General features: G+C 49.4%; 25 protein-coding genes. 16 read left to right on the forward strand and 9 right to left on the reverse strand.

Features of this window, described 5'->3' with window-relative positions:
• Position 1: 1 nt before the first annotated feature.
• Positions 2-1870, reverse strand: coding sequence for an ArsA family ATPase (locus tag NDA01_RS20915; RefSeq protein ID WP_348229468.1), 1869 nt, complete (start codon positions 1868-1870; stop codon positions 2-4).
• A 95-nt stretch (positions 1871-1965) separates the two neighbouring features.
• On the opposite strand from NDA01_RS20915, the gene NDA01_RS20920 reads away from it, so the two are divergent.
• The 8 genes from NDA01_RS20920 to NDA01_RS20955 all read left to right on the forward strand — a co-directional run bounded on the left by NDA01_RS20920 (position 1966) and on the right by NDA01_RS20955 (position 8871).
• The gene (locus tag NDA01_RS20920) at positions 1966-3792 is read left to right on the forward strand and encodes an AAA family ATPase (protein WP_348229469.1); all 1827 of its coding nucleotides are present in this window, start codon (positions 1966-1968) and stop codon (positions 3790-3792) included.
• A gap of 367 nt (positions 3793-4159) precedes the next feature.
• On the forward strand, positions 4160-4378 hold the full coding sequence (gvpA, locus tag NDA01_RS20925; RefSeq protein WP_190553740.1) for a gas vesicle structural protein GvpA: 219 nt from the start codon (positions 4160-4162) through the stop codon (positions 4376-4378).
• Between the two features lie 79 nt (positions 4379-4457).
• Positions 4458-5564 carry a gas vesicle protein GvpC gene (gvpC, locus tag NDA01_RS20930; RefSeq protein ID WP_348229470.1) on the forward strand — a complete coding sequence of 369 codons (1107 nt, stop codon included), beginning with the start codon at positions 4458-4460 and terminating at the stop codon, positions 5562-5564.
• Positions 5561-6820, forward strand: coding sequence for a gas vesicle protein GvpN (gene gvpN, locus NDA01_RS20935; protein ID WP_348229471.1), 1260 nt, complete (start codon positions 5561-5563; stop codon positions 6818-6820). The genes gvpC and gvpN overlap by 4 nt, the downstream gene beginning before the upstream one ends.
• 12 nt (positions 6821-6832) lie before the next feature.
• On the forward strand, positions 6833-7204 hold the full coding sequence (locus NDA01_RS20940; RefSeq protein ID WP_431193479.1) for a gas vesicle protein: 372 nt from the start codon (positions 6833-6835) through the stop codon (positions 7202-7204).
• Between the two features lie 149 nt (positions 7205-7353).
• A complete protein-coding gene (locus NDA01_RS20945) occupies positions 7354-7815 on the forward strand; it encodes a gas vesicle protein K (protein ID WP_190432667.1) in 462 nt (153 codons plus the stop codon).
• 51 nt (positions 7816-7866) lie between these two features.
• Positions 7867-8604, forward strand: a complete 738-nt coding sequence (gene gvpF / locus NDA01_RS20950) for a gas vesicle protein GvpF (protein WP_190432668.1) — start codon at positions 7867-7869, stop codon at positions 8602-8604.
• 12 nt (positions 8605-8616) lie between these two features.
• A complete protein-coding gene (locus NDA01_RS20955) occupies positions 8617-8871 on the forward strand; it encodes a gas vesicle protein GvpG (RefSeq protein ID WP_190432669.1) in 255 nt (84 codons plus the stop codon).
• Here NDA01_RS20955 and rsmI read toward each other — a convergent pair.
• Positions 8856-9734, reverse strand: a complete 879-nt coding sequence (gene rsmI, locus NDA01_RS20960) for a 16S rRNA (cytidine(1402)-2'-O)-methyltransferase (protein ID WP_190432670.1) — start codon at positions 9732-9734, stop codon at positions 8856-8858. The two genes, NDA01_RS20955 and rsmI, sit on opposite strands and share 16 nt — an antisense overlap.
• Before the next feature lie 79 nt (positions 9735-9813).
• Between rsmI and NDA01_RS20965 the strand changes: the two genes are divergently transcribed.
• From NDA01_RS20965 to NDA01_RS20975, 3 genes are all read left to right on the forward strand, one after another.
• Entirely contained in the window at positions 9814-10674 is an 861-nt protein-coding gene (locus NDA01_RS20965; RefSeq protein WP_348229472.1) for a PfkB family carbohydrate kinase, read from the forward strand.
• A gap of 33 nt (positions 10675-10707) precedes the next feature.
• Positions 10708-11904: a tetratricopeptide repeat protein gene (locus NDA01_RS20970; RefSeq protein WP_348229473.1), complete on the forward strand. Its 1197-nt coding sequence runs from the start codon at positions 10708-10710 to the stop codon at positions 11902-11904.
• Between the two features lie 176 nt (positions 11905-12080).
• The gene (locus tag NDA01_RS20975; protein ID WP_348229474.1) at positions 12081-13160 is read left to right on the forward strand and encodes a hypothetical protein; all 1080 of its coding nucleotides are present in this window, start codon (positions 12081-12083) and stop codon (positions 13158-13160) included.
• 1 nt (position 13161) lies between these two features.
• Here NDA01_RS20975 and ylqF read toward each other — a convergent pair whose 3' ends face one another.
• Both ylqF and NDA01_RS20985 read right to left on the reverse strand, forming a co-directional pair.
• Positions 13162-14025 carry a ribosome biogenesis GTPase YlqF gene (gene ylqF / locus NDA01_RS20980; protein ID WP_348229475.1) on the reverse strand — a complete coding sequence of 288 codons (864 nt, stop codon included), beginning with the start codon at positions 14023-14025 and terminating at the stop codon, positions 13162-13164.
• A 37-nt stretch (positions 14026-14062) separates the two neighbouring features.
• Complete coding sequence (locus NDA01_RS20985) at positions 14063-14707, reverse strand: DsbA family oxidoreductase (RefSeq protein WP_348229476.1); 645 nt, start codon at positions 14705-14707, stop codon at positions 14063-14065.
• Between the two features lie 130 nt (positions 14708-14837).
• Here NDA01_RS20985 and NDA01_RS20990 point away from each other — a divergent pair, with 130 nt between their 5' ends.
• Positions 14838-15050 carry a hypothetical protein gene (locus NDA01_RS20990; RefSeq protein ID WP_348229477.1) on the forward strand — a complete coding sequence of 71 codons (213 nt, stop codon included), beginning with the start codon at positions 14838-14840 and terminating at the stop codon, positions 15048-15050.
• A 204-nt stretch (positions 15051-15254) separates the two neighbouring features.
• On the forward strand, positions 15255-15698 hold the full coding sequence (locus NDA01_RS20995; RefSeq protein ID WP_348229478.1) for a hypothetical protein: 444 nt from the start codon (positions 15255-15257) through the stop codon (positions 15696-15698).
• 235 nt (positions 15699-15933) lie between these two features.
• Here NDA01_RS20995 and NDA01_RS21000 read toward each other — a convergent pair whose 3' ends face one another.
• Positions 15934-16398 carry a DUF1810 domain-containing protein gene (locus NDA01_RS21000; protein WP_348229479.1) on the reverse strand — a complete coding sequence of 155 codons (465 nt, stop codon included), beginning with the start codon at positions 16396-16398 and terminating at the stop codon, positions 15934-15936.
• Between the two features lie 223 nt (positions 16399-16621).
• Between NDA01_RS21000 and NDA01_RS21005 the strand changes: the two genes are divergently transcribed.
• Positions 16622-18013, forward strand: a complete 1392-nt coding sequence (locus NDA01_RS21005; RefSeq protein WP_348229480.1) for a hypothetical protein — start codon at positions 16622-16624, stop codon at positions 18011-18013.
• 56 nt (positions 18014-18069) lie between these two features.
• Here the strand turns inward: NDA01_RS21005 and NDA01_RS21010 are convergent, their stop codons facing one another.
• Together NDA01_RS21010 and NDA01_RS21015 are read right to left on the reverse strand one after the other, a co-directional pair.
• Positions 18070-18468 (reverse strand): hypothetical protein, encoded by a 399-nt coding sequence (locus tag NDA01_RS21010; RefSeq protein WP_190553754.1) that lies wholly within the window; start codon positions 18466-18468, stop codon positions 18070-18072.
• A 279-nt stretch (positions 18469-18747) separates the two neighbouring features.
• Positions 18748-20430 (reverse strand): histidine kinase N-terminal 7TM domain-containing diguanylate cyclase, encoded by a 1683-nt coding sequence (locus NDA01_RS21015; protein ID WP_348229481.1) that lies wholly within the window; start codon positions 20428-20430, stop codon positions 18748-18750.
• Positions 20431-20684: 254 nt separating this feature from the next.
• Between NDA01_RS21015 and NDA01_RS21020 the strand changes: the two genes are divergently transcribed.
• Positions 20685-21185 carry a DUF29 domain-containing protein gene (locus tag NDA01_RS21020; protein WP_348229482.1) on the forward strand — a complete coding sequence of 167 codons (501 nt, stop codon included), beginning with the start codon at positions 20685-20687 and terminating at the stop codon, positions 21183-21185.
• A gap of 57 nt (positions 21186-21242) precedes the next feature.
• On the opposite strand, the gene NDA01_RS21025 is transcribed toward NDA01_RS21020, so the two are convergent.
• Both NDA01_RS21025 and NDA01_RS21030 read right to left on the reverse strand, forming a co-directional pair.
• Complete coding sequence (locus NDA01_RS21025; RefSeq protein ID WP_348229483.1) at positions 21243-21887, reverse strand: nuclease-related domain-containing protein; 645 nt, start codon at positions 21885-21887, stop codon at positions 21243-21245.
• Positions 21888-21934: 47 nt separating this feature from the next.
• Positions 21935-22345, reverse strand: a complete 411-nt coding sequence (locus NDA01_RS21030; RefSeq protein WP_348229484.1) for a universal stress protein — start codon at positions 22343-22345, stop codon at positions 21935-21937.
• Between the two features lie 181 nt (positions 22346-22526).
• Here NDA01_RS21030 and NDA01_RS21035 point away from each other — a divergent pair, with 181 nt between their 5' ends.
• Complete coding sequence (locus NDA01_RS21035; protein ID WP_348229485.1) at positions 22527-23729, forward strand: phosphoglycerate kinase; 1203 nt, start codon at positions 22527-22529, stop codon at positions 23727-23729.
• Positions 23730-23895: the final 166 nt, after the last annotated feature.

The following is a 23895-nucleotide window of genomic DNA, read 5'->3' on the forward strand; positions in this document are numbered from 1 at the left end:
TTTAGAACAATAACTCAGCCGCACCTTGAATCCGAGCGAGGGGACTAACTGAGCGGGGCAAGACTGGCAGATGAATCATGGTGTGTTGAGGCAAGGCATCAGCAGTCAGTTGGAGTTCTGGTGCAAAGCGGTTGTGCACCACGTAGCGTTGAGGCACCCCCATCTTCGTCAAGGACTGAGCTAAACGCTGGCCCTCCGCCACAATGGCCGATTGTGCTTGTAACACCAAAATAAACTCGGTGTATTTCGGGTCTTGAAGCCGTTTTTGCGCTTGCATCACTCGTTGCCGTAGCGATCGCAGACGACCCATAAACTCAGTTCGCCCTAACACATCCTGATATTTAATCCACAGCTTAAAAATCCAGGCAAGCCAATCTCCGAGAGCGGTAGGCATTTCTAGAAATCTAAGCAAATGTCCGGTCGGAGCCATATCCAAAATAATCAAATCTTGCTCTTGCCGCTCCAGCAAATCGATCACTGTGATTAGCGATAACATCTCATCAATACCTGGTAACGCTTGAGCGGCAATCCGTCGCCATGCTTCGGGGCCGTAGGCAATGCTCAGCGTGCGATCGCCCTCGGCACTATCCCCACTCATCATCTCCGCCAGTTCCCACAGGTACTCCTCCCGAAACTGATCCAAAACTTGGCTGGCATCAATCTCTTGTCCAGTTAAGTTGGAAGTTAATGCCGTCGGTTGGTGTCCTAACGGTTGCCCAAAGGCATCGCCTAAAGAATGAGCGGGGTCTATGGAAATCACTCGCACTTGGCGATCGGGATGTCGTTCAGCCATGCCCCAAGCGATCGCGGCGGCGACTGTGGTTTTGCCCACTCCTCCTTTGCCCCCAACGAGTAAAAGTTGCCGACCTGCCGCCATAAAATCATCGAAACTGGGAGAAACTTTGGTAGGCCATTGCACCACCACGGGCGGAGTGGAAGCCACAACTTCTAAAGGCGCGATCTGGGCTAGAAGCTGATCGAGCGGGACTGAGCCGACAGGTTCCTCAAGTTGCTGAGGCACGGTAAAAATCGGCTGCTCACCCAGAATTTGAAACTTGCCTAAAATCTCTTGCTGCTCATAGTAGCGATCGCCATCCTCAAGCGGCGTGAGAATATGATTCACCAGCAATCCACCCAGGGGAATTTGGAGTTGGTTCAGTGCTTCTAGAAACCGCTGAGTTTCCAAAAAGCTCATCGGCTCAGCGATCGCCACTACCAAACAAGCGGTGCAGTCAGGTTTTTGCAAAAGCTGTCGCCCAGCCAATAGCTCTGCCTTCATCTCGTAGAGAAAAGCATCAGCATCATCGTCGGTGTAACGTCCGGTAAAACTTTGGCTTAAAACTCGATGTTTTTCTTGAAACAGTTCTAGGGCTGCCAGCAACTCATCCAAGAAATCCATCAACTTAAACAAGTTAATTGTGTGGCCGCTAGGTGCCATATCCACCACCACGCGATCGGCTTCTCCTTCCCGCAGTAAGCGTTGGATTTCTAGAATGCCCATCAACTCATCCAGCCCTGGCCAACTTAGGTTCCAAACGGGAGATAAATCTTCTCCCTGGACAAAACTGCCTCGCTCCACTAAAAGCTCCAAGACTTGACCGTACCGAGCTTTAAAATCTTGCAGGAGGACAGCCGCATCCAGCGATCGCACTTGTAAGTTGGGCAAATCGGCTAAGGGATGGGACGTATTACTGGCTTCTACTTGCAGCACATCGCCTAAGGAATGAGCTGGGTCCGTGGAAACTAAAAGAATTGTTTGCTCAGGAAACTGTTTGGCCCAGCGGCGAGCGAAACCGCAAGAAAGTGTGGTTTTACCAACACCACCTTTGCCGCTAAAGAGAGCGAGTTGCAGGGAATCATACTGATGCATAGGCTCGTAAAGATTGTTACACCTGAATCAATGGGCCTGGAACCGATCGCTATCTCGCATCACCTCACTGGCATCACTCAACTGGCAGCACAAGCATGGACAACTTATTCAAAGGGTTCGAGCAACTGATAGAACTCGCCAAAGCCCTAGAAGAAAAGGCAGAACAGGGAGAAATCAAAACAGATATTCAGTTTCGCTCCCGCAGTTTAAGTAGTATTCCCCGCCAAGGAAACATCCCCTCAGGTATGGGCGTGCGTCGTGGGCCTGTCACTTCTCCTAGCGCTGATGCGACATCCACTCCAACCCCCGAAGTCACCGTCACGCCACCGACCCGTGATTCTAAAACTCCACCATTACAAACCGTGGGTGGGTTAGCACCTGTCCTCAAAGAACTGCGAGAACTGGTAGAAATTCCCCTCAAGCGTCCAGAATTATTACAACGATTAGGCTTAGAACCCACCAAGGGAGTTTTGTTGGTAGGGCCACCGGGAACAGGCAAAACTCTAACGGCTCGCACCTTAGCCGAAGACTTAGGTGTCAACTACATCGCGATCGTTGGCCCAGAGGTGATGGGCAAATACTACGGGGAAGCCGAAGGTCGATTGCGAGCCATTTTTGAAAAAGCCGCCAAATCAGCCCCTTGCTTGGTATTTATTGACGAAATTGATAGCCTTGCTCCCGATCGCAGCAAAGTCGAAGGGGAAGTAGAAAAGCGTCTGGTCGCGCAACTATTGGGCCTCATGGATGGCTTCGCCAAAGCCGAAGGTGTAATTGTCCTCGCGGCTACCAATCGCCCCGATCATCTTGATCCAGCGCTGCGTCGTCCCGGTCGCTTCGATCGCGAAGTCCAATTTCGAGTGCCCGATCGCGATGGCAGATTGGAGATTTTGCAGATTCTCACCCAGTCCATGCCCTTAGATTCAGTGGACTTAGGGGCGATCGCTGACTTAGCAGTTGGCCTAGTGGGCGCAGACCTCAAAGCCCTTTGCCAAAAAGCTGCTTACAGTGCTTTACGCCGCTTGGTGCCTTCTTTGGATGAACCCCTGCCCGAAGAAATGACCCTGACGCAGCAGGACTTCTTGCAAGCCATCAAAGAAGTCAAGCCCGCCGTGCTGCGCTCGGTAGAGATTGAGTCGCCAGACGTAGCTTGGGATGATATTGGCGGACTAGATGACCTGAAGCGAACGCTACAAGAATCCGTGGAAGGGGCACTGCTTTACCCAGAACTCTATCAACAAACGGGAGCCAAAGCGCCACGCGGCATTCTCCTCTGGGGACCACCAGGTACAGGTAAAACTCTCCTCGCCAAAGCCGTGGCTTCTCAAGCTAGAGCCAACTTCATCGCCGTTAATGGCCCAGAATTATTGAGCCGTTGGGTCGGTGCTGCCGAACAAGCAGTGCGGGAACTCTTTGGTAAAGCACGTCAAGCGGCTCCTTGTGTGGTGTTTGTGGATGAAATTGACACGCTAGCTCCCGCAAGAGGCCGCTTTAATGGAGACTCCGGGGTTAGCGATCGCGTCGTCGGCCAACTTTTAACTGAACTAGATGGCTTGCAGGGCTGCCCTAACGTGTTACTGATTGGAGCGACCAATCGCCCCGATGCCCTCGACCCAGCCCTACTGCGAGCGGGACGCTTAGATTTACAGCTCAAAGTAGATCTACCGGATCAAGCCAGTCGCCTCGCCATTCTGCAAGTTCACAACCAAGATCGACCTCTGCAAGGCGTAGACCTAGCATCTTGGGCCGCCCAAACGGAAGGCTGGAACGGTGCAGATTTAGCCCTCCTGAGTAATCAAGCCGCTTTAGAAGCCATTCGACAGTACCGAGCCACAGAACTTGCCGATCCTACCCAAATCCGGATTAGTAACGATGAGTTTGCCGCTGCTTATCAAGCTCTCGCTGCCCAAAGACAAACCCCATAACTCTTTTCGCTAGCTCCATACCCTTTCGTATAGGTTCTCAGGAGCATGGAGCGCAGTTTCCCAAAGAAAGCAGGTTCCTATAGGCAGCATTTTAATGATGAAGTGCTGCTTATTTTTGAGGTGGGAGCGATCGCATCCCTGAATCAATTCATTGCAAAAGCTTTTCCGAGCTTCACGCACTGTCCTCAGTACTTCTCTCAACAGCAAAAATTGCTGAGGCAGATTTTCCGTGTTTATGCTGGCCTTTTTAATACCTTAAATACTTATTCTAGCCTTGTACCCACAGCTCCATCAAACCCTTGCTATGAGAAGGCTGCGGCGTGTCAAGCCCCAGAAATTTACCAATTAATACACTTAGGAAATCATCATGGCTGTTGAAAAAGTAAACTCCTCCTCTAGCTTGGCTGAAGTAATTGATCGCATCCTCGACAAAGGCATTGTCATTGATGCTTGGGTTCGCGTTTCCCTAGTAGGAATCGAACTGTTGGCAATCGAAGCACGGGTTGTAATTGCTTCCGTTGAAACCTATCTAAAGTATGCCGAAGCAGTGGGTTTGACCACTCAAGCTGCGGTTCCTGCTGCTTAGTAGCTAGCTTGGGGGGTCTTGACTGACTCCCCATTTTTCCATTTCAGTTCATCTCTCAGCTTGTAGAAGGAAACTCTCGATGGTTGCTCTGAGAAACTTATGGCAGGAACAGCGGCAAGAGCGCCAGCAGCAGCTTGCTCAGCGCCAGCAACAAGTACAAGCAGATTTAGCGGCAACGCGGCAACAACGTCAAGTACGAGCAGCTCAGGTCCACCGCAACCTCGCTGCGTTCCGTGCTGATCTAACTGAAGAGAGTGAACTTCGGCAAACCAACCAACATCTGTTCCGGCTGCAACTGCAACAATCAGTCCAGGCGTTGCAACAAGAAACCCAGAATTTTTTGGCTTACAGTCGCTTAGAGCGTCAAATCCAAGCTGAGGAGCTAGCTGAGCAACTAGATACTTTTGTACAGCAGCTCCAACAGCAGACGGCTGAGTTTTTATCACTGACTGCCATAGAGCGATCGCTGATGGCTGAGCAATTAGCCCAAGAACTACGCCAATTCCACTCCAAGCTAAATGCCAGTGTTGCCCTGCTGCGCCAGGAGATCCAAACGCAAGTTTCTACGCTGCAACAAGAAACTCAAGCGCTCTTATCAACCAGTCAGCATGAACGGGTCTTGATGCGAACCCAACAAGCAAAAGAACTCACTACCTTTGTCGAGAAACTCAGTGCTGATGTGCAGCGCTATTTGTGGGAGTTGGAGCTACTGCGAGAAGACCGAGCCCAACAACTACAACAAACACTCAGCCAAAGTAGAAGCGATCGCCAAGCCCGTGTTGCAGCTCTATTCCAACGCTTCGCCACCTTTCGCACTGAACTACAGCAATATTGCACTCACTTGCGAACTTCTGTTTGGGGCGCAGATTTAGAAAATCAATTAACTCAAAGCCAAACCTCTCCCCCATCCCCTCTCCTACAAGAGAAGAGGGCCACAGACGGGCAGAGGTCAAATCTAGAGCCTAATAGCGCTCCAATTCCCCCTGCTCAACCCACACCTGTAGACATCGAAAAAGAAGTTTACAACTACATCCATCAAGTTCAAGGAGCTCGTTTAGCAGAACTAGAAACTGCTTTAACGATTAATCGAATTCAAGCCGTCGATGTGCTCCGCTCCTTAATCACCAAAGGTTTAATTACGCAGCGCGATCGCGTCTATTACACCCAAGAGGAATTTAACCTGTGAGTACCGTTCTACAAGCCCGCCCCCGTCGATTTGTCAGCACTCCCGCCGTCGAGCGTGTGGCTGCTAGAGCTTTGCGCTACCTGCAATCTGGATTTTCCGTGCATCTGCGTGGCCCTGCTGGCACAGGTAAAACCACTCTTGCTTTACACTTGGCTGATCTTTTGACTCGGCCCATTATGTTGGTCTTTGGCGATGACGAGTTCAAAACTTCAGACCTAATTGGCAACCAATTGGGTTATACCCGCAAAAAAGTTGTAGACAACTTCATCCACAGCGTTGTCAAAGTCGAGGATGAACTCAAGCAAAACTGGGTAGACTCGCGCCTCACCTTGGCTTGCCGCGAAGGCTTCACCTTGGTCTACGACGAGTTCAACCGCTCTCGTCCCGAAGTCAACAACGTTTTACTCTCTGCTTTAGAAGAAAAGATTTTGGCTCTGCCACCCAGCGGCAATCGTCCCGAATATGTGCGAGTCAATCCTCAATTCCGGGCTATCTTCACCTCCAATCCAGAAGAATACTGCGGGGTGCATTCTACCCAAGATGCCTTGATGGATCGTCTGGTCACAATTAACATGCCAGAACCAGATGAGCTGACTCAGCAGGAAATTTTGGTACAGAAGACCGAGATCGAGCGAGAAAGCGCCATCTTAATCACCCAGTTGGTCAAAGCTTTTCGGCTCAAATCAGGGGCTGAAAAATCTTCTGGTTTACGCTCTGGCATTGCGATCGCCAAAGTTTGCCAAGAGCATAATATTCCTGTCATGGCAGAAGATGCTGACTTCCGCGATATCTGCATGGACATACTGCTTTCTCGCACCAGTTTGCCCCTCCAGGAATCTACCACCCTGCTTTGGGAACTCCTCAACGAACTCGTTTGCCGCGAACCTAAGGCGATCTCACCCACACCCGCAACTGCACCGCCACAAACAGAGTATGTCGATCGCGCTGTGACCATCACAAATACCTCAGTTGCAGTCGAGACAGCCACTGTAAAGGCTGCTGAACCCCAGGCTACTCCTCAATCTGCCACTGAACCTGTCGCTGCGATCGCGGAACCTGAAATTAACGACCAAGACCAACTGGGGTTAGATGAGGCAGAAGTCTATACCTATCTGCGCCAAGCTGAGGGAGCAAGAGTCTCAGAAATTGAAGCAGCTTTAAGCATGAATCGATTTCAGGCGGTGAATGCGTTACGTTCCCTAGCTCAAAAGGGAATCCTAGCTCAACGCAACAATCGCCTCTACGTCACTTCCTGAGGAAGCCCCACTGTGACTACTTTCCCCCAAATGCCCGCCCCTAGCAGTTCTAACCGTGGTGCGATCGCCACTGCTACTCAAGGCTCAACCTTAGCCGATGTTCTAGAACGAGTTTTAGATAAAGGCATTGTGATTGCGGGAGACATTTCCGTTTCAGTTGGCTCTACCGAACTGCTAAGCATTCGGATTCGCTTGCTAATTTCTTCGGTAGACAAGGCGAAGGAGATTGGCATCAATTGGTGGGAAAGCGATCCTCATCTCAGTAGCCAAACCCACAGCCTGATGGAGGCCAATCAGCAACTCCTCCAACGGATCGAGGGGCTAGAAACAGAATTGCGAGCCTTACGCACCACTCCCGCCTCATTACCCACAGCTCCCGCTTAAAAACATAGTTTTTCCTTTGCCATAGACTCTCCCTCTCCGAGTGGGCTTCATGCCCACTTTTTTGTGGATAAGAGTTTTATGGAGCAGGGTGAAATGGGAGGATGGCGGTCGCGCTGGGCATACTAAACTCGTAGCCTTAGGGTCAAGCCATGCCATTATCAGACCCCCCGCCCCCCTTATTGCTAGAGCCTCAGCGATCAACTAAAGATGCTGGTTTAGCGCCGTTGCTGCTGACTGTGGTCGAGCTAGTGCGGCAACTGATGGAAGCTCAGGTGATTCGGCGGATGGAAGCAGGACGCCTGAGCGACGAGGATTTAGACCGAGCTGCTGGCAGTCTCCGTAAGTTAGAAGAACAAGTGGTTCACCTTTGCGAAATCTTTGAAGTGGATCCCGCAGACTTAAATATTGACTTGGGAGAAATTGGCAATCTGTTGCCTAAAGCTGGAGGCTACTATCCGGGCGAGACTTCTACTAATCCCTCAATTCTAGAGTTGCTGGATCGCCTCCTAAATACAGGTGTGGTCGTTGAAGGCAGCGTAGATCTAGGACTGGCTCAACTGAATTTAATTCAAGCCAAACTCAAGCTAGTGCTGACCTCACAGCCGCTATAAAAAATAGTATTCATTGCACTTAATCCTTAAACATTGCAATAGGTAAAACAGATGGGAACTGGATTGTATTTGTATGGAATTTTCCCCACCCCTGGCCCCCAACAATTAGAAGCCCAGGGTTTAGATAAACAGCCTGTTCATACCCATGTTTTAGATGGATTCACGTTTCTCTACTCCGAGGCCCAGCAAGAGCGTTATTTAGCCAGCCGGCGCAACTTGCTAGACCACGAGAAAGTGCTAGAACAAGCAATGCATACAGGCCACCGAACTTTGCTCCCTTTGCAATTTGGTTTAATTGTAGAAGATTGGCGCACCGTCACAGAACAACTCACTGCAACTCAGGGGCCCAAATTAGAACAACTGTTCCAAAAACTTGATGGCCGCAGAGAAGTTGGTGTAAAAATATTTTGGGACGCTGAGGCTGAGGTACAAGCTCTGTTAGCTCAAGATGAGCAGCTACGCTCCGAGCGCGATCGCTTAGAAGGTAAATCCCTCAGTATGGATGAGGTAATTCGGATTGGTCAGGCGATCGAACAAGCCGTAGAAGCTCGCAAGCAAAGCATTATTCAAGTATTTCGATCTACCTTGAATCCTCTAGCTAGCAGTGCATTGGAAAATGATCCGCTAACAGAAGCCATGATCTACAACGCGGCTTATTTGATTGCTTGGGATGATGAAGCTGCATTTAGTGAAAAAGTGGAAGCACTGGATTTGCAGTTTGAGGGGCGGTTACGCATCCGCTACAACAACTTCACCGCTCCCTATAACTTCGCCCAACTTGCCAATTAAATTAGGCTGGCTATGTTTTTTGACTTACTATTAGCACCGATTACTGGTCCCCTCGCAGGTATAACCTGGCTGGGCTCACAGATTCAAGAACGAGTGAATGCTGAGTGGGACGATAAAGAAAACCTCAGTAAGCGACTGCTCACTCTGCAATTAGCCTTTGATATGGGCGAAGTGTCGGAAGAAGACTTTGAAGCTCAAGAAGAAGAGCTGTTGTTGGCAATTCAAGCGCTGGAAGACGAAGCAAAAGCAGCTCAAACCGAGGATTGAGTATCACTTTCGTTGTCTGTAGGTTCTGGAATGGTCAGTGCTAGTTGGTAGAGTTGGCGACGAGGTAAGGCAGTTTGTTGGGCAAGTTGGCGGCTGGCTTGCGATCGCGAAATTCCCTGCCCAATTAGCACTTGTAGCTCTGCTTTTAAGGCGTCTTCGGTCAGTACCAGTTCTGTTGGCTCTGCACCCATGACCACTAGCGTAAATTCTCCGTGAGCTTCGCGGGTGCTGTAGTAAGCGATCGCCTCGGTCATGGTGCCACGCCAGATTTCTTCGTGGAGCTTCGTTAATTCTCGCCCTAAAGCAATCTCGCGATCGCCGCCGAAGGTCGCTGCAAAATCCTGGAGGGTTTGTTGCAGACGATGGGGAGCTTCGTAAAAAATCAGCGTGCGGGATTCCGGTTTTAAGGTTTCTAGGCGGGTGCGACGTTCTGAGCCTTTCGCAGGCAAGAATCCCTCAAACACAAAGCGATCGCTCGGTAGGCCAGAAGCGCTCAACGCGGTAATCGCAGCACTGGGGCCAGGAATGGGCACCACTGGCACCCCCTCCTCCGCGCAAGCTTTGACCAACTCATAACCAGGGTCAGAAATTCCGGGCATTCCCGCATCCGTAACGAGGGCGATCGCTTGGCCTTGCTGTAACCGACTAATCATCTCTGGGAGACGGCTGAGGCGATTGTGGTCGTGATAACTAATCTGTGGCGTTTTGATCTGAAAGTGCTGGAGCAGCTTTCCGGTGTGGCGCGTGTCTTCAGCCGCGATCGCGCTCACTTCTTTTAACACCTGAATTGCCCGGAAGGTCATGTCTTCCAGATTGCCGATGGGTGTCCCAACGATATAGAGGGTTCCAGCTTTGATTTCCATTTGGCCATACTATCTTGTGGAGTGAACATCTTGCCTGTGTCGCTAGGTAAGCAGCAGGAAAGATCAATCAGGAGACAATATGGCTCAGCGGGGATTGTTTGTGGGCATGGTGACTTTGGATATGGTTTATCTAGCTGCGGCACCACCGACCAACAATCAAAAATTGGTGGCATCAGACTACACGGTATCTGCTGGAGGGCCAGCGACCAATGCTGCGGTGGCTTTTAGCGCTTTGAACAATCAAGCCACGATTCTGGGAGTGGTCGGTAGCCACCCGATTACCAACTTGATTCGAGCCGACTTAGATAGTTGTGGTGTAGCGATCGCTGACCTTGACCCCAACCGTACCGAACCACCCCCGGTCTCCTCGATTATCACGACGGAAACCACAGGTGAACGAGCGGTAGTGTCGATCAATGCCAGCAAAATCCAGATGGCACCCGATCGGATTCCCTCAAATATTTTGCGAGATGTGGATGTGGTGCTGATCGATGGGCATCAGATGGCAGTTGGAGTGGCGATCGCTCAACAAGCCAAAGCGCAAAATATTCCAGTTGTAGTCGATGGTGGCAGTTGGAAGCCAGGATTTGAGCAAGTGTTGGCACTCACAGACTACGCAATCTGTTCAGCGAACTTTCATTCGCCCGATTGCCATAATTCAGCAACAGTTTTTGCTTACCTGACTGCTTTAGGCGTTCCCCAAATTGCTATCACCTGCGGGGGGCAACCGATTCAATACAGCACGACCGATGAGATGGGTGCGATCGCAGTACCTCCAGCGAATGTGGTAGACACATTGGGAGCAGGAGATATTTTTCATGGAGCATTTTGCCATTTTGTTTTGCAAGCTAATTTCCAGCGTGCCCTGGCTGAAGCGGCTCAGGTTGCCGCTCGGTCTTGTGAATGTTTTGGTACTCGTGGCTGGATGCAGAAGTCTTAAAATGAAACGGTGTTCGCCCGTTCTTGTAATGCCATGATGCTCAGTCTTTGCATGATTGTCAAAAACGAAGAAGCTACTTTGCCGCACTGCTTAAAAAGTGTGCAAGGAGTCGTTGATGAGATGATCGTCCTAGACACAGGCTCTAGCGATCGCACCCCAGAGATCGCCAAGAGCTTCGGTGCTAAAGTCCATTCCTTTGAGTGGAGCAATGACTTTTCAGCGGCTCGCAATGAGTCGCTGAAGTATGTCCAGGGCGATTGGATTTTAGTGTTAGATGCTGATGAGCGTTTAGCGCCCGGTATTGTGCCCGCTCTGCGTCAAACTATTGGCAGTGAGCAACCTTATTTATTGATCAGTTTGGTACGACAGGAAATTGGTGCAGAACAATCTCCTTATTCGCTGGTTTCGCGGCTCTTTCGCAACCATCCTGACATCAGTTTTGTGCGGCCCTACCACGCGATGGTAGACGAAAGCGTATCCCTGATTCAGAGCATGGAACCGCATTGGCAAGTAGGATATTTGCCAGAGGTCGCGATTCTCCACGAAGGATATCAAGCAGGGGCGATCGCGAGTCGAGACAAATTTACCAAAGCTCGCACGGCAATGGAGGGTTTTCTCAAACATCACCCTAGTGATCCTTATGTGTGCAGCAAATTAGGGGCGCTATATGTGCAAATGAATGAAGTGCCCCAAGGCATTGAGTTGCTAAAGCGGGGTTTAACCTCCAAAGCAGCCGATGCTTCTGTGTTGTATGAGTTGCATTATCACTTAGGCATTGCTTACAGTCGCTTGCAACAATGGGCAAAAGCCGAGCAACACTACCAACTGGCTTTGCAGCAATCAATTATGCCGAAGCTAAAACTCGGTGCCTACAACAATTTGGGCAACCTCTTGAAGGCAAAAGGAGATCTGGTGGGAGCCAAAGGAGTCTATGAGACAACTCTCAAAATTGACTCTACGTTTGCACCGGGTTATTACAACTTGGGCATGACTTTCAAAGCCCTAGGAGATTTGCCGCACGCGATCGCCGCATATCGAGAAGCACTGTTTTTGCAACCCAACTACGCTGATGCTCACCAAAATTTAGGCGTAGTCCTATGGAAATTGGGTCAGGTGCAGGAAAGCTTAACCGCCTTTCGGCAAGCGATCGCGCTGCATCAGCAAAACAACAATCCTCTTGAAGCGCAAAGATTACGTCAGGGGTTGAAGGAGATGGGGTTTGAGCTGTAACTAAGGAGATGGAGGGAAAGGGTCAGAATCCAGAATTCAAGAGTGTTTGTGGAATCTGGTGATCACAGTTTGTTGTAATAGTACGGGCACTAAATAAAATAGGTCTCAAAACTAAAATTGTCACAAAGTTTGAGAGCTATTGAATTAAGTGCTGTGTTGTGACAATGGCTGTCGTGATGAATTATAATTTGCTCTCTCGCGTAGGGCTGTTGCTAGGATTAGCAACCTTAACAGCCTGCAAGCTTCCCTCCAATCAGTTAATAAACGCTCAAAAACCTAATCAGGGCGATCGCCCTGCTAACATTCAGCAAACTAATTTAATCGGTCTTTCTCTTGTCAAAAAAGATAATCTCACGAATGAATACAGAGGAGAGATTTATCCGATCGCGCTTTTGATTAATGGTCGTTATGTCGATGTCAGCACAGACGTAACAACTTCTGTTCGAGATAATCTCTCAGAAGATGTGTTGCTCAGAAACTTTGGTAATCAATCTCTTTTGAGCGCGGTGCAGAATTTTACGGTTTTGAACCAAGGTGAGAAATTAGGAGAATTTCAGGTTCAGAAGTTGGGCATTAGCCAATTTGCTTGCTCCACAAAATTGACGGGACAAGGAAATTTTTCTGGTGAGCGATCGCTAGAAGCAGTATTCAATAGCTTGCCGGAAGATCAAGTCGGCGGCTTCAGTGGCTCGATTGGAGACAAACAATTTGATGAATCTTGGCGCTGGACGATCGCGCTGAGTCAATACAATCCAGCCAAAAATGCGATCGCAACCCCAGATGCTACGGCTGAAGCCAAATATCGCCAAGACCTCACCAGCACAGCCAATGCTTTTTTCTCCATAGATCCACAAGTGAAGAATGTGACTGGTGAAACCGTGGTGGAAGAGATTTCAGTGGTAGATCTCGATCAAGACGGTCAGCCAGAAATCTACGGCTTGGTGCGGAAGGGAGCCGATCCCAAAAATGAGTCTTCCAGGGGTTCGAGAAATGGTGGTGTGGTGGGTGCTTATGCCAATGTTTGGTTAACTTATGATGGTTCGCAGCCCAGACACCTAGCTAATAAATTAACGCCCTACAGCGCGATCGCGGCTCGACCTGCCTACGACTTGATTACCACGGTTGATATCAACGGTGATGGCATTCAAGAAGCGATCGTGAGAAACATAGGTTACGAAAGCACCAGCTTTGGCATCTACGAGTACCAAGGCAACCAACTCAAACAGGTGTTTTCAGGTGCGGGCTACGGTTGTTGACTTAATCGGGTGGTAGTTCCAAAGCAATGGAGCCGAGGATACCTTTGCGGAAGTCATTTAAAATTTGTCGAGCCGTGCGCTCCACATCATTTTGGTATTTTTGCTCTGCTAGAGCATGGAGATAAGATTCGCCTGTAAATTCGGCTGGGTCTAGCTCGTAGCGCGATCGCAACGGGTTGCCTGAAATGGCTTCGGGGGTAGTGGCTTGCAAACCTTTGATCAAATCAATCAGAGTTGAGGTAACCCGCTGGTTATCGTAGGCGGCTTCCCCAATGTCATCACAGATGGCGAGCTTGAAGGCCGCTTCCTGGTCGTTGAGCTTGGAGGGCAAAACCCCAGGAGCATCCAGCAGTTCAATCTGATCTGAAATTCGTACCCACCGGAGTTGCCTAGTTACCCCTGCTCGCCGCGCGCTCTCTACCACTCGCCGTTTAAGCAACCGATTAATCAGGGCTGACTTGCCGACATTAGGAAAGCCCAACACGACAGCTCGCACCGGACGAGGTAACATGCCGCGATCGTGCCGTCGTTGATTCATTTGGGCACCTGCATTCTGAGCCGCCTGAGCGATCGCCTCAATCCCTTTGCCATGTTGGGCATCGGTAAACAGGGCTTCTTCTCCTTGCGCTTGGAACCACTCCGTCCAGCGATTGCGCATCGGGGTTGGAATCATATCCATCCGATTCAACACCAATACTCTCGCCTTGTTGCCAATCCAGTGAGGCACTTGTGGGTGATGTGTACTGAGGGGAATGCGGGCATCGCGCACTTCGAGCACTACATCGACCAGCTTAAGTTGGCTCAGCAGCGCTTTCTCGGCCTTGGCGATGTGACCGGGATACCACTGGATGGCAGGAGTTGTCATAATTCAGCGAGCCAGATTTGTTAACGCAGATTCACTATTATCCTAGCGATCGCGCTTTATGGCGAACTCGCTCTACAACGGTGCGGACGGTTTCATAAGGCTGAGCGCCACTGAGCAAAACCGCTTTTTCTAAGGGTTCATCGGCTTGGTGGATGAGCAGGGCTGGCACGCCGGAAATATTCAACTTGTGAGCCAGAGATTGATCGCTGACTACTCGTTCGGTGTACTGTCCAGCTTCTAGAGCGGTGCGGAGAGCGTCACGATCCAACCCTACGGATGCGCCAACCTCTAGCAATATGTCGATATTGTTCAAATCCAAGCCGTCTTCAAAGAAAGCGTGGAATAGGGCGTGATGCATCGCTTCAAAACAGTCGCGATCGCGAGCAAACTCTGCCGCTTCTAAGGCTTTGCGACTACGAGGTTGCACGGGTGGTAAGCGCAAAGTCACTCCCCGCTCTTTTGCCATTGGATAAACGGCACGCTCCCAAGTAGTGCGGAGATATTCGCCTTGGGGGTCTAGTGTGGGAATCGGGTCAGGACGTAATTCAAACGCACGCCATATAACCTGAACCGTGTCGCCGTATTCCTGTCGCAGTTGCTCAAAAACAGGTTCTTCTAAATAGCAGAAGGGGCAAACGTAATCGCTCCAGACATCAATCTGAACTTGGTTTTCCTCGATCATGACCTCTCCTAGTAGTAATCTCTTTCAGGGTAGACCTCGACGTTAGGAGTAACAGCAGTCTGAGGAAATAAGGCGATCGCAACCAAATAGCTCATCATAGAAAATGAGGGATTTAAAGTTGGGGGAAACTATGACAATTAGAGAACTAATTCAAGCAGAAATCAATCAGCTTCCTGAAGAATCTCTAGAAGATGTCTACCGCTTACTCAAACGTTTTACGCAAGCGAGACAACAGCAAACACAAAGCCTCATGTCTAAGCTCAAAAGCATCAAAATTGATGCACTAGAAGACTTCTCGACTGATTATGGGCTATACATAGCCGGGAAAAGGGTGACGAGTTAAATCATTGTTGACACAAGTTTTGTGATTGCTCTAACTAATCAACGCAACCAGCAAGCCGCTACATCAGTTTCGTATCTCAACCCAATACTTAATAAATAAAATAACGTCATGATTAAAGTTTTAATAAATAAAGTCATCTTTATTTGACAAATAATATTTTCAACAAATACCATGTCTTTAAGCTAAGTATAAAAAGTGGCTACCATGGGATTCTTAAAGGGATTGGGACAGATCGCGGGCAAAGTCGTTGGTGGTGCGGTAGGTGGAGCTTTGGAAATTGCTGGAGAAGTTGCTGATAGCGAAACTTTGAAAAAAGCTGGCAAAGGTGTCTACAATGTGACTGCTGCATCTGGGGAGATTCTAGGTAGCCTTGCTGATGGCGCTGTTACGACGGTTCATGGTGTTGTAACTAAGGATGGAGAAAAGGTAAAGGAAGGATTGGGTGATGCTGGTCATGCAGCTATGCTTACTGCTGAAGGGTTAGGTCACACAGTTAAACACACTGCAATTGGTACTGCTCATCTCGTCAAAGAAATTATTAACCAAAAGGAATCAAGCTCTATTAACACCAAAATAGAAGAGCAGAATTTACCATCGACAACATCAGTCGTAGATAATATTAATTCAAGTGCTGATGAAAATATTTGATGGTATAAGACTGAGAGAGTTTCGCCTCTGATAATGAGGAATTGGTATGCCATGGTTTATGTTAATAATATAGTCTAAATTTACTGAGATAATATTGGTATTAATTCGAGTCCTTGTAGAAGTAATTACAGATGCCAGTCAAGCTCCAGTTTTGTGAAGGTAGGTTTGTACCTCGTATTATCTGCGATCACTGTGGAGCGATTGTCGCGCAGGCTAAACAAGCAAAGGTTTTACATTATGGGGCTTGAAAGAAATTTGCCAGCAAATTGAGTGTTGTCTGATCGCGATCGCCATGAAAAAACTTGTTGAGTACTTGCTCAAAAACTGACCCTTCAGGTGACACGTAGGCAAACAACGTCGCACAAGATTTGAGCTTCATATCATCAGGCGAACCAAAAATTTCGTGTGCAGTTCGCCCCTCTACACTCAGCGCCGCTTCAGCGCACGCTATCAGTCGTGGCCCCAGAATCGGATGACTCAGGTACGCCTTGGCTTCTGCAACACTCTTGATCGCGTATCGTTTCGATGTTGCACTGAACCCTAGCCCATCGAATTGCGGGAAGATGTACCACATCCAGTGCGATCGCTTCCGACCATTTTTGACCTCAGACAGCGCCCGTTCGTAATCACGCTCCTGGGCTTGCACAAAGCGGTTAAGGTCATACGGATCGCCTGCGTTCCCAGATTTCATCTCTGCCATCAGTCGTCTCCTACGAAATGCAAGTCAATTATTACAATCTGTAGCGGATCAGCCTAAATTCCCGCTGAAAGCGATCGCCCTCACAACTACCAATCTCCGAAGTGGGTACAATCAACGAGAATCCAGTATTGAGGCAAACTTTTCAGTTCTCTCAAGACTGGTATACAAACTATAAGCAGTCGTACGTGTTCACTGGCAGAATCAGGGGAAGTAGGAGGGTCACATGGATGTAGATCGCGATCGAGAACGGTGTTTAGAGAGCTTGACTTGGGCTATAGAACAGCTCCAAGGCAAAGTAGACATCGCCAAACTCGACAAGATCGCAGAACTGATCATCCAAGCCATGACAGGACCCTGGCGCTACTTCCACACCCCAGAGCATATTTTTGAAGTGGGCGATTCTGGCGACGCGATCGAAGTTTTGGCTGCCCTCTTCCACGATCTGGTCTATGTGCAAGTAGACCAAGGCATCAGCGTCAACATCAGCCGCTTCATCGCCCCCTTCATTAAAGAAACCCCAGGCCACCTCGCGATTCTGGATGCAGAAGACTTACCGAGCGATCGCAGCTTCAGCTTAGTCCTCACAGTATTTGGTTTTGCCCCCAGTCAGCGACTGTCCCCAATGGCGGGCCAAAACGAATTTCTCAGTGCCGTGATTGCTGCCAAAAGCCTAGAATCCCTACTTTCCTACAGTCATCTAGCCCAAATTGCTGCTTGTATTGAAGCCACCGTTCCCTTCCGACCCAAATCTGCCGAAGGCATCACTAGCGACGAGGCCCTATACCGAAGACTCTTAAGCATCAGTCAGGAGTTCGACTTAGGTTGGACAGAAGCGGAAACCCTCGAAATCACGAAACGATCCGTACGCCTTGCCAACCGAGACGTAGAAAACTTCGCCTTTCCTAGCTCCGCCCATTTCCTCGACAATACCTGGAACCTGATCCCGGAAACCAACCACGACCTGAAAAACACCAACGCTTACAAAGTGCAAGGCTATCGCCTGTCGATTCAGAAGATGGAAGGTTTCATGAACTTCCTCAAGCCAGAAGTCGTGTTTCGCCAATTCCACGGTGAACCTAACGACGAAACCTATCAACGGCTAATCAACAACACCGCAAAAAACTTAGAAGTGGCTCGGCTGTATCTGGGGGCAAAACTCGTCTCGATCGCCATTATTGAAGCGTTGGCGTTTCGGATTGGCCGCGATGTCCCGATCTCTACCATGATGGGCGAACTGCCATCTTCAGGCTTTTCAACGGTGCAATTAGAGCATTTCTTACCCAAAATCTCTAGCTATAGGTTGCCAGAAACTCCAATCGAACATGATGCGCTAGAACTGCTCGAAAAAGGCCGCAGTATTGATTCGTTCTACGATGTGAAAAACTCGCCGACCGCAACTTTTATCGTGAAGTCGATCGGTTTCGCAGCCTTACGGCAGTTGTTGAAACATGCAAAAGCGTTCTTCCAGGATGAAATTTCTGCTGAAGAGTTTCTTTCTTACTGCGATCCAGTCGTTGTAGAGACGGTGACGAAAGGGGTGATTCAACTCTTCGAGAGCCGCAAACTCGCAATGCAACAAGAATCTCTCAATCGTCATTCTGCGATCGCGTCGTAAAAAAACTAACCCCCAGCCCCCTCCCTACGAGGGAAGGGGAGCCTAGGATTTATTCCTTAGCGTTGCACTTTGTCAGAGTAACCTTGACGGCGCAGTTCATTCTTGTCTAGGTCGCTAGCGCTTCTGTCAGCGGTGTCAGGATAAAGGCCACCAAAGTCTTTCACAGCTTCTGTAGACTCTTTGGCAATTCTTTCGAGCCGACCTTCGCCATCAGCAGAGTTGATCTCACGCGCTTCGCGATTCCATTCGCCTGTGGTTTTGGGGCGGTCAGAATCATTCTGATGAGCGACGGTGTTGATTCGGTCACTAATCGCTTTAGTGCTAGCGCTGTTGGGCTGAGCGTTGGTGGTCAACAAGATAAAACCAACGAGAGCGACGGCCAAAAAACGCTTAACTTGTAGTTGATTAAACAAAGAGCTAACTTGAGCGATCGCTCCAGAAATCAAATTTTTCATCAAAGTACTCCACTAATTCATTTTCAATGCTTTTCATATTTCGAGAAACTATTGAACTCATCCCGAAGGACGCAAACCAATTAATTCTCTCGACAAAATTAAGACTAACTAGTAAAACAAAATTCTTCCTCTAACAGAAGTCATAACTCGCGATCGCTTACGGGTTGCTAAAGATGGACGGACACATCTATCAATGGTAGGGGTTGCTTACTAGCCGCAGCGAGCGCGCTCCTTGTGGCTCAAGAGCTTCGCGATCGCCCTCTGCGTGAGCTATTGTTCCTACATCTGCTGGTTGCCGCAACGAACTGAGAATTGATCTAGGGGCTGGTAAAACCCATGCTTGATGCAGTTTCTCCCTGCCGCTTTGGCTGCATACAACGCTTGATCAGCTAAGTGCAATAGACAATCAATCGTTCTCCCCTCTGGAGGAAAGGCACTAACGCCCCCAGAGACAGTGGACTGGATTTGCTGGTCGCCAAACTCCACAAGGGTAGCTTCCCAAGCCAAGCGAATTTTCTCAATCCGTCGGTAGGCAAGGTCTGGCGGCATCTGCGGCATGACTAGCACGAATTCCTCACCCCCATAGCGACAAGCAATATCGCTAGAACGGCTGTGACAACGCAGCAGTTCACCAAAGGCTTGCAACACGCGATCGCCTGCTAGATGCCCAAACGTATCGTTGATCTGCTTAAAGTGATCAATGTCCATGAGCGCGACTGCAATGGGATACCCTTCGGAGGTTGCTCCTGCTAACTCTCTAAGAAAGGTTTCTTCCAGATAACGACGATTGAACAAACCCGTGAGGACATCTCGAACTGATTGCTCTCGCAACTGAGTTTGCAACACCTCAATTTCTAGTAACTGGTTTTGTAAACGGTGATTTGCCTGTTGCAGATCTAGCTCTGCTTGGTGGCGTTCGGTTACATCTCGTAAGACAATCAATCGCCCGGTTAATTGCTGGGTGCGATCGCTCAGAGGCGTTGTGCGTAGCTCTATATAGCGCAGTGGCTTGCCCTCTCTAGCAATTGCCAGCCTATGGTCGCCGCTATCGTAGCAACGCCGAGCTATATCTTGCCATTGCAATAAGCTTTTTGCTGCGGGCTGTCCAACACAGGCAACGGTTGTGCCTAGCAGCTCTCGTGCCGCTGGGTTAATATCCACGATGCGATTTTGCTGATCTAAAACCAGGACTCCATCACTCATGCTCTCAACCAACGTATCGCGAGCCACTGGCACTAGATCAAACAATTGAAAGCGAAAGAGATTGGCAGAATAAATTAATCCGCTGAGCATAAAACTCATCGGTGTAATGTTCAATCCCGGAGGCGTGAGCTTGAGCATATAGGCACTACCCCCGATTAAGGGGATCATGGCTGAAGCTAAGGCCATGATGGCTTGCCGCCGATACAGGAGAGAGGGGCGGAGGGCTGCTTGTAGTAAGAGAAAGGCCCCAGCCAAGGTATAAGCATAAACACAAGCCATGATCCAGAAGAATCCGGGGCCATGCTGGTAAATGAGCAGGTTGCTTCTGGCAGAGCTCCATAAAAATCCAGTCCAAACCCAATGATGCCAACTGTTTGTCATGACGAGAATGACATTCAAAATTGGCACAACCCAGAGCCATGCCAGAGCTTTGGGAGTCAGCCAATTTTTTCGGTGGGTGAAGTGGGTCGCAAAGATCAAAAAGAGCGTAATCACGCTGCTAGAGCCGACATACTCTAGCTTCGACCACAGTATTTTGCTGGATAACGTTCTCGCGGCTGCCTCTAATGCTGCAACAGTGGCATACCCCGCGATCGCCAGCATCATTAAAAGAAAAGGTTTGCTAGCCGGAGCCGTAGTTCGTCGCTGCCAAGCTGCATAGGCAGCCACCAGAGAAATTAGAGCAGTGAGCCCTAAAAGATAGCAGTAAGGATTGAGGTGGGGAATACCAACATTATGATGCAGCGTGGGGAAACCCATCTCTAGCACTACGTACAATTTAGTATGTACCCCTTAGTATGCATAAGCCGCCGCAGTCTTACTTCCGCTGAGTTACTTAAGATCCCTTGTATTCTGCATAATATTCTGTACAGAACTGTAGTCAGCGTAAACTGGGCGAAACCAATAGACGAATAGATCCAATGGGATTGCGATCGCTCCTTGGCGATTTAACAAAGCGATTGTGCCTCGAAAAGGCAACTCTACAATAAGGACATTGAGGTTGAGCGATCGCCATGCACATCCCAGAAATAGACCCAAAGGCTACCGTTTCTGAACCAAACCTCTATAACAACGACTTCTACGCTTGGACGCAGGAACAAGCTGCTTTACTCCACCAGCAGCAATGGAGCCAGCTTGACCTACCAAATTTGATTGAGGAAATTGCATCTTTGGGTAAACAGCAACGCCAAGAACTCCGCAATCGCTTGAGTTTGCTAATTGGGCATTTACTCAAATGGCAGTACCAACCCGAACGTCGTAGTCGTAGCTGGCTAGCCACGATTCGCATCCAACGCCTCGACATCTCCGAATTACTAGAAGACAACCCCAGCCTCAAGCCCTATCTAGAAGAAGCATTGCAGAAAGCTTATCTAAAAGGTGTAGAACTGGCAGTGAGTGAAACTGATTTACCCAGCCGCACTTTTCCTCCAGAATGTCCCTATGGTTTAGCGGAAATTCTAGGCGATCGCTTTTATCCCGGCGAACCCAGCAATTTAGTTGATGAGTTGGGGTGAGCAACGCTACAAAACCTTGCTTTTTACATGACCATCTCAATCGATCTTGTCGGGAAGTTAGCCCAGCGATCGCAAGCACCTCACCAAATCCTGTTTGCCCACGACGTAGACACCCGCAATCGGGTTCTGCTCAACTTCAACCCTGGCTTGAGAGAAAGCTACAACTGGGGTGACAAAAGTTAAGCGCTTCAACTTTTTCATCGCAACAGCTTGGCGCTTGGCTTGGTTCAAGAAATCCTTTTCAAAGGGATATTGCGATCGCCCGTATTGACGGTATAGCTGCTTGCCATTGCTCCGCACCTCGCCCCGATGCGATTTGACATCAATCGTGTAGGCTCGGCCTTGAGGCGACAGTAGAAATACGTCTACATCTCCCACTGAGCGATCGCGCACGCCATATTCAATTTGCCAGCCTTCATTTTGTAGAGGTGTGAGGACTGCCGCGATCGCTTCTTCTCCAGCCGCACCTTGGTCAGCCCGATTGGCTTTACTCCATAACTGTTGGGCTTGGAAGTAGCTGAAACTCGCTGGAACTAAGCAGCCCAAATAGACCCAACCAGATAGTGAGAGCACCATCGTTGGGAGGAACCACGGTAGCACCCAGGGTAGCAGTATCCATAAGCCAGCGATCGCAAACCCCAACACTGCTTTCGTGCGGCGTTGTCTAGCCATCACCCGCACATTTTGTCCTGCCCGTGGCACTGGTGACTCTCTTCGTTAGTTCTGGAATTTACTCAGGCTATTTAGTGTTAGGGCACAATTAACACGGGGCAAGGAGCCAGGTTGATCACCCGATTGGTGACGCTGTCGGCTACTCCCTCCTCGGTGAGTCCTAGACCTCGGCAACCCATAATAATTAGGTCAGCATCCAGTTCATCGGCGACATCACAGATGGTGAAAGCTGGTTTTCCTTCCCGTTCGACCAGTTCGGTATCAATACCTTGATCTGAAAAGAGATTTCTAGCGGTTTTGAGTAATTCCGCGATCGCCTCTGAGGAGGCCATTTCAGCACTTGGGGCTTCTTCTCCTGGCTCTGGTGTTTCCACTACAGACACGATCACTAAACGGCTGTGATGAAACTTGACAAGCTCTGCCACAGTATCGGCAGCTTGGCGCGATTCGCGGCTTTGATCAATCGGAAACAGAACAGTTTTAAACATGAGCGCAACTCCGGGGCACAGAGCTAGGTAAAATGTGGACGGCGCATAATACGAACCCAACGACAGATTCAGGTTGATCAGTTCAGGCTTTCTAGCTTAGTTAGGTAGAAATACCTGCAACAGGTCACGGCTTGTTTTAATCTAATTAATAGGTACAAAGGCTCATTCAGGAGATTTTTCTGTGTCCAAAAAAACTGTAGCAAATTTATCGTCGTCCGATTTAGCTGGCAAGCGGGTTCTAGTCCGCGCGGACTTCAACGTACCCCTCGATGACCAAGGTAATATCACAGACGATACTCGCATCCGGGCAGCTCTGCCAACCATCCAAGAGTTGACCTCGAAGGGAGCCAAGGTAATTTTGTGCAGCCACTTTGGACGGCCCAAAGGTGTAGACGACAGCCTCCGTCTGACTCCTGTGGCTAAGCGTCTCTCCGAGTTGCTGGGTAAAACCGTCGTCAAGACCGATGACTGCGTTGGCGACGAAGCTGCGGCTAAAGTCGGCGCATTGCAAAACGGTGATGTCCTGTTGTTAGAGAACGTCCGCTTCTACAAGGAAGAGGAAAAGAATGATCCTGAATTTGCCAAAAAGCTAGCTTCTCTGGCCGATTTGTACGTGAATGACGCTTTTGGTACCGCTCACCGGGCGCACGCTTCCACGGAAGGTGTGACTCACTACCTCAGTCCTTCGGTCGCTGGCATCCTGATCGAAAAAGAACTCAAGTACCTGCAAAATGCGATCGAAAATCCTCAGCGTCCCCTAGCCGCGATCGTGGGCGGTTCCAAAGTTTCGAGCAAAATCGGTGTGATTGAAACCCTGCTTGACAAGGTAGACAAGCTGTTCATCGGCGGCGGCATGATCTTCACCTTCTACAAAGCTCGGGGTCTGAGCGTCGGTAAGTCTCTGGTCGAAGAAGACAAGCTAGACCTCGCTCGTGCCCTGGAAGCGAAAGCCAAAGAGAAGGGAGTTGAGTTGTTGCTGCCTACTGACGTTGTGGTAGCTGACAACTTCGCGGCTGATGCCAACGCCCAAACCGTCAGCATTGAGAATATTCCCGATGGCTGGATGGGTCTGGATATTGGTCCTGACTCGATCAAAGTTTTCCAAGACGCGCTGGCTCAGTGCAAGAGCGTGATCTGGAACGGCCCAATGGGTGTGTTTGAGTTCGATAAATTTGCTCAGGGCACCGAAGCGATCGCCCATACTTTGGCAGGTCTAACCAAGCAAGGCGTAACCACCATCATCGGTGGTGGGGACTCTGTAGCTGCGGTAGAAAAAGTTGGCGTGGCGGATCAAATGAGCCACATTTCTACGGGTGGTGGTGCCAGCCTCGAACTGCTCGAAGGTAAAGAGCTTCCTGGTATTGCTGCTTTGGATGAAGCGTAAAACGCAATCACCATCATCTTAATGGCACCTTAATGGCGTTCTTCGTGGGGGGCAGGCTGAGGTCTGCCCTTTCTTTTGTGCGATCGCATTTGTGCTACTAGCGCCCATAAAAAACTGGCAGCTCCAAGGTTGTAGTCAGGAGTGCCAGCCTAGCGTGCATGGATTG

The organism is Trichocoleus desertorum AS-A10 (assembly GCF_039962155.1).
GTDB lineage: Bacteria > Cyanobacteriota > Cyanobacteriia > FACHB-46 > FACHB-46 > Trichocoleus.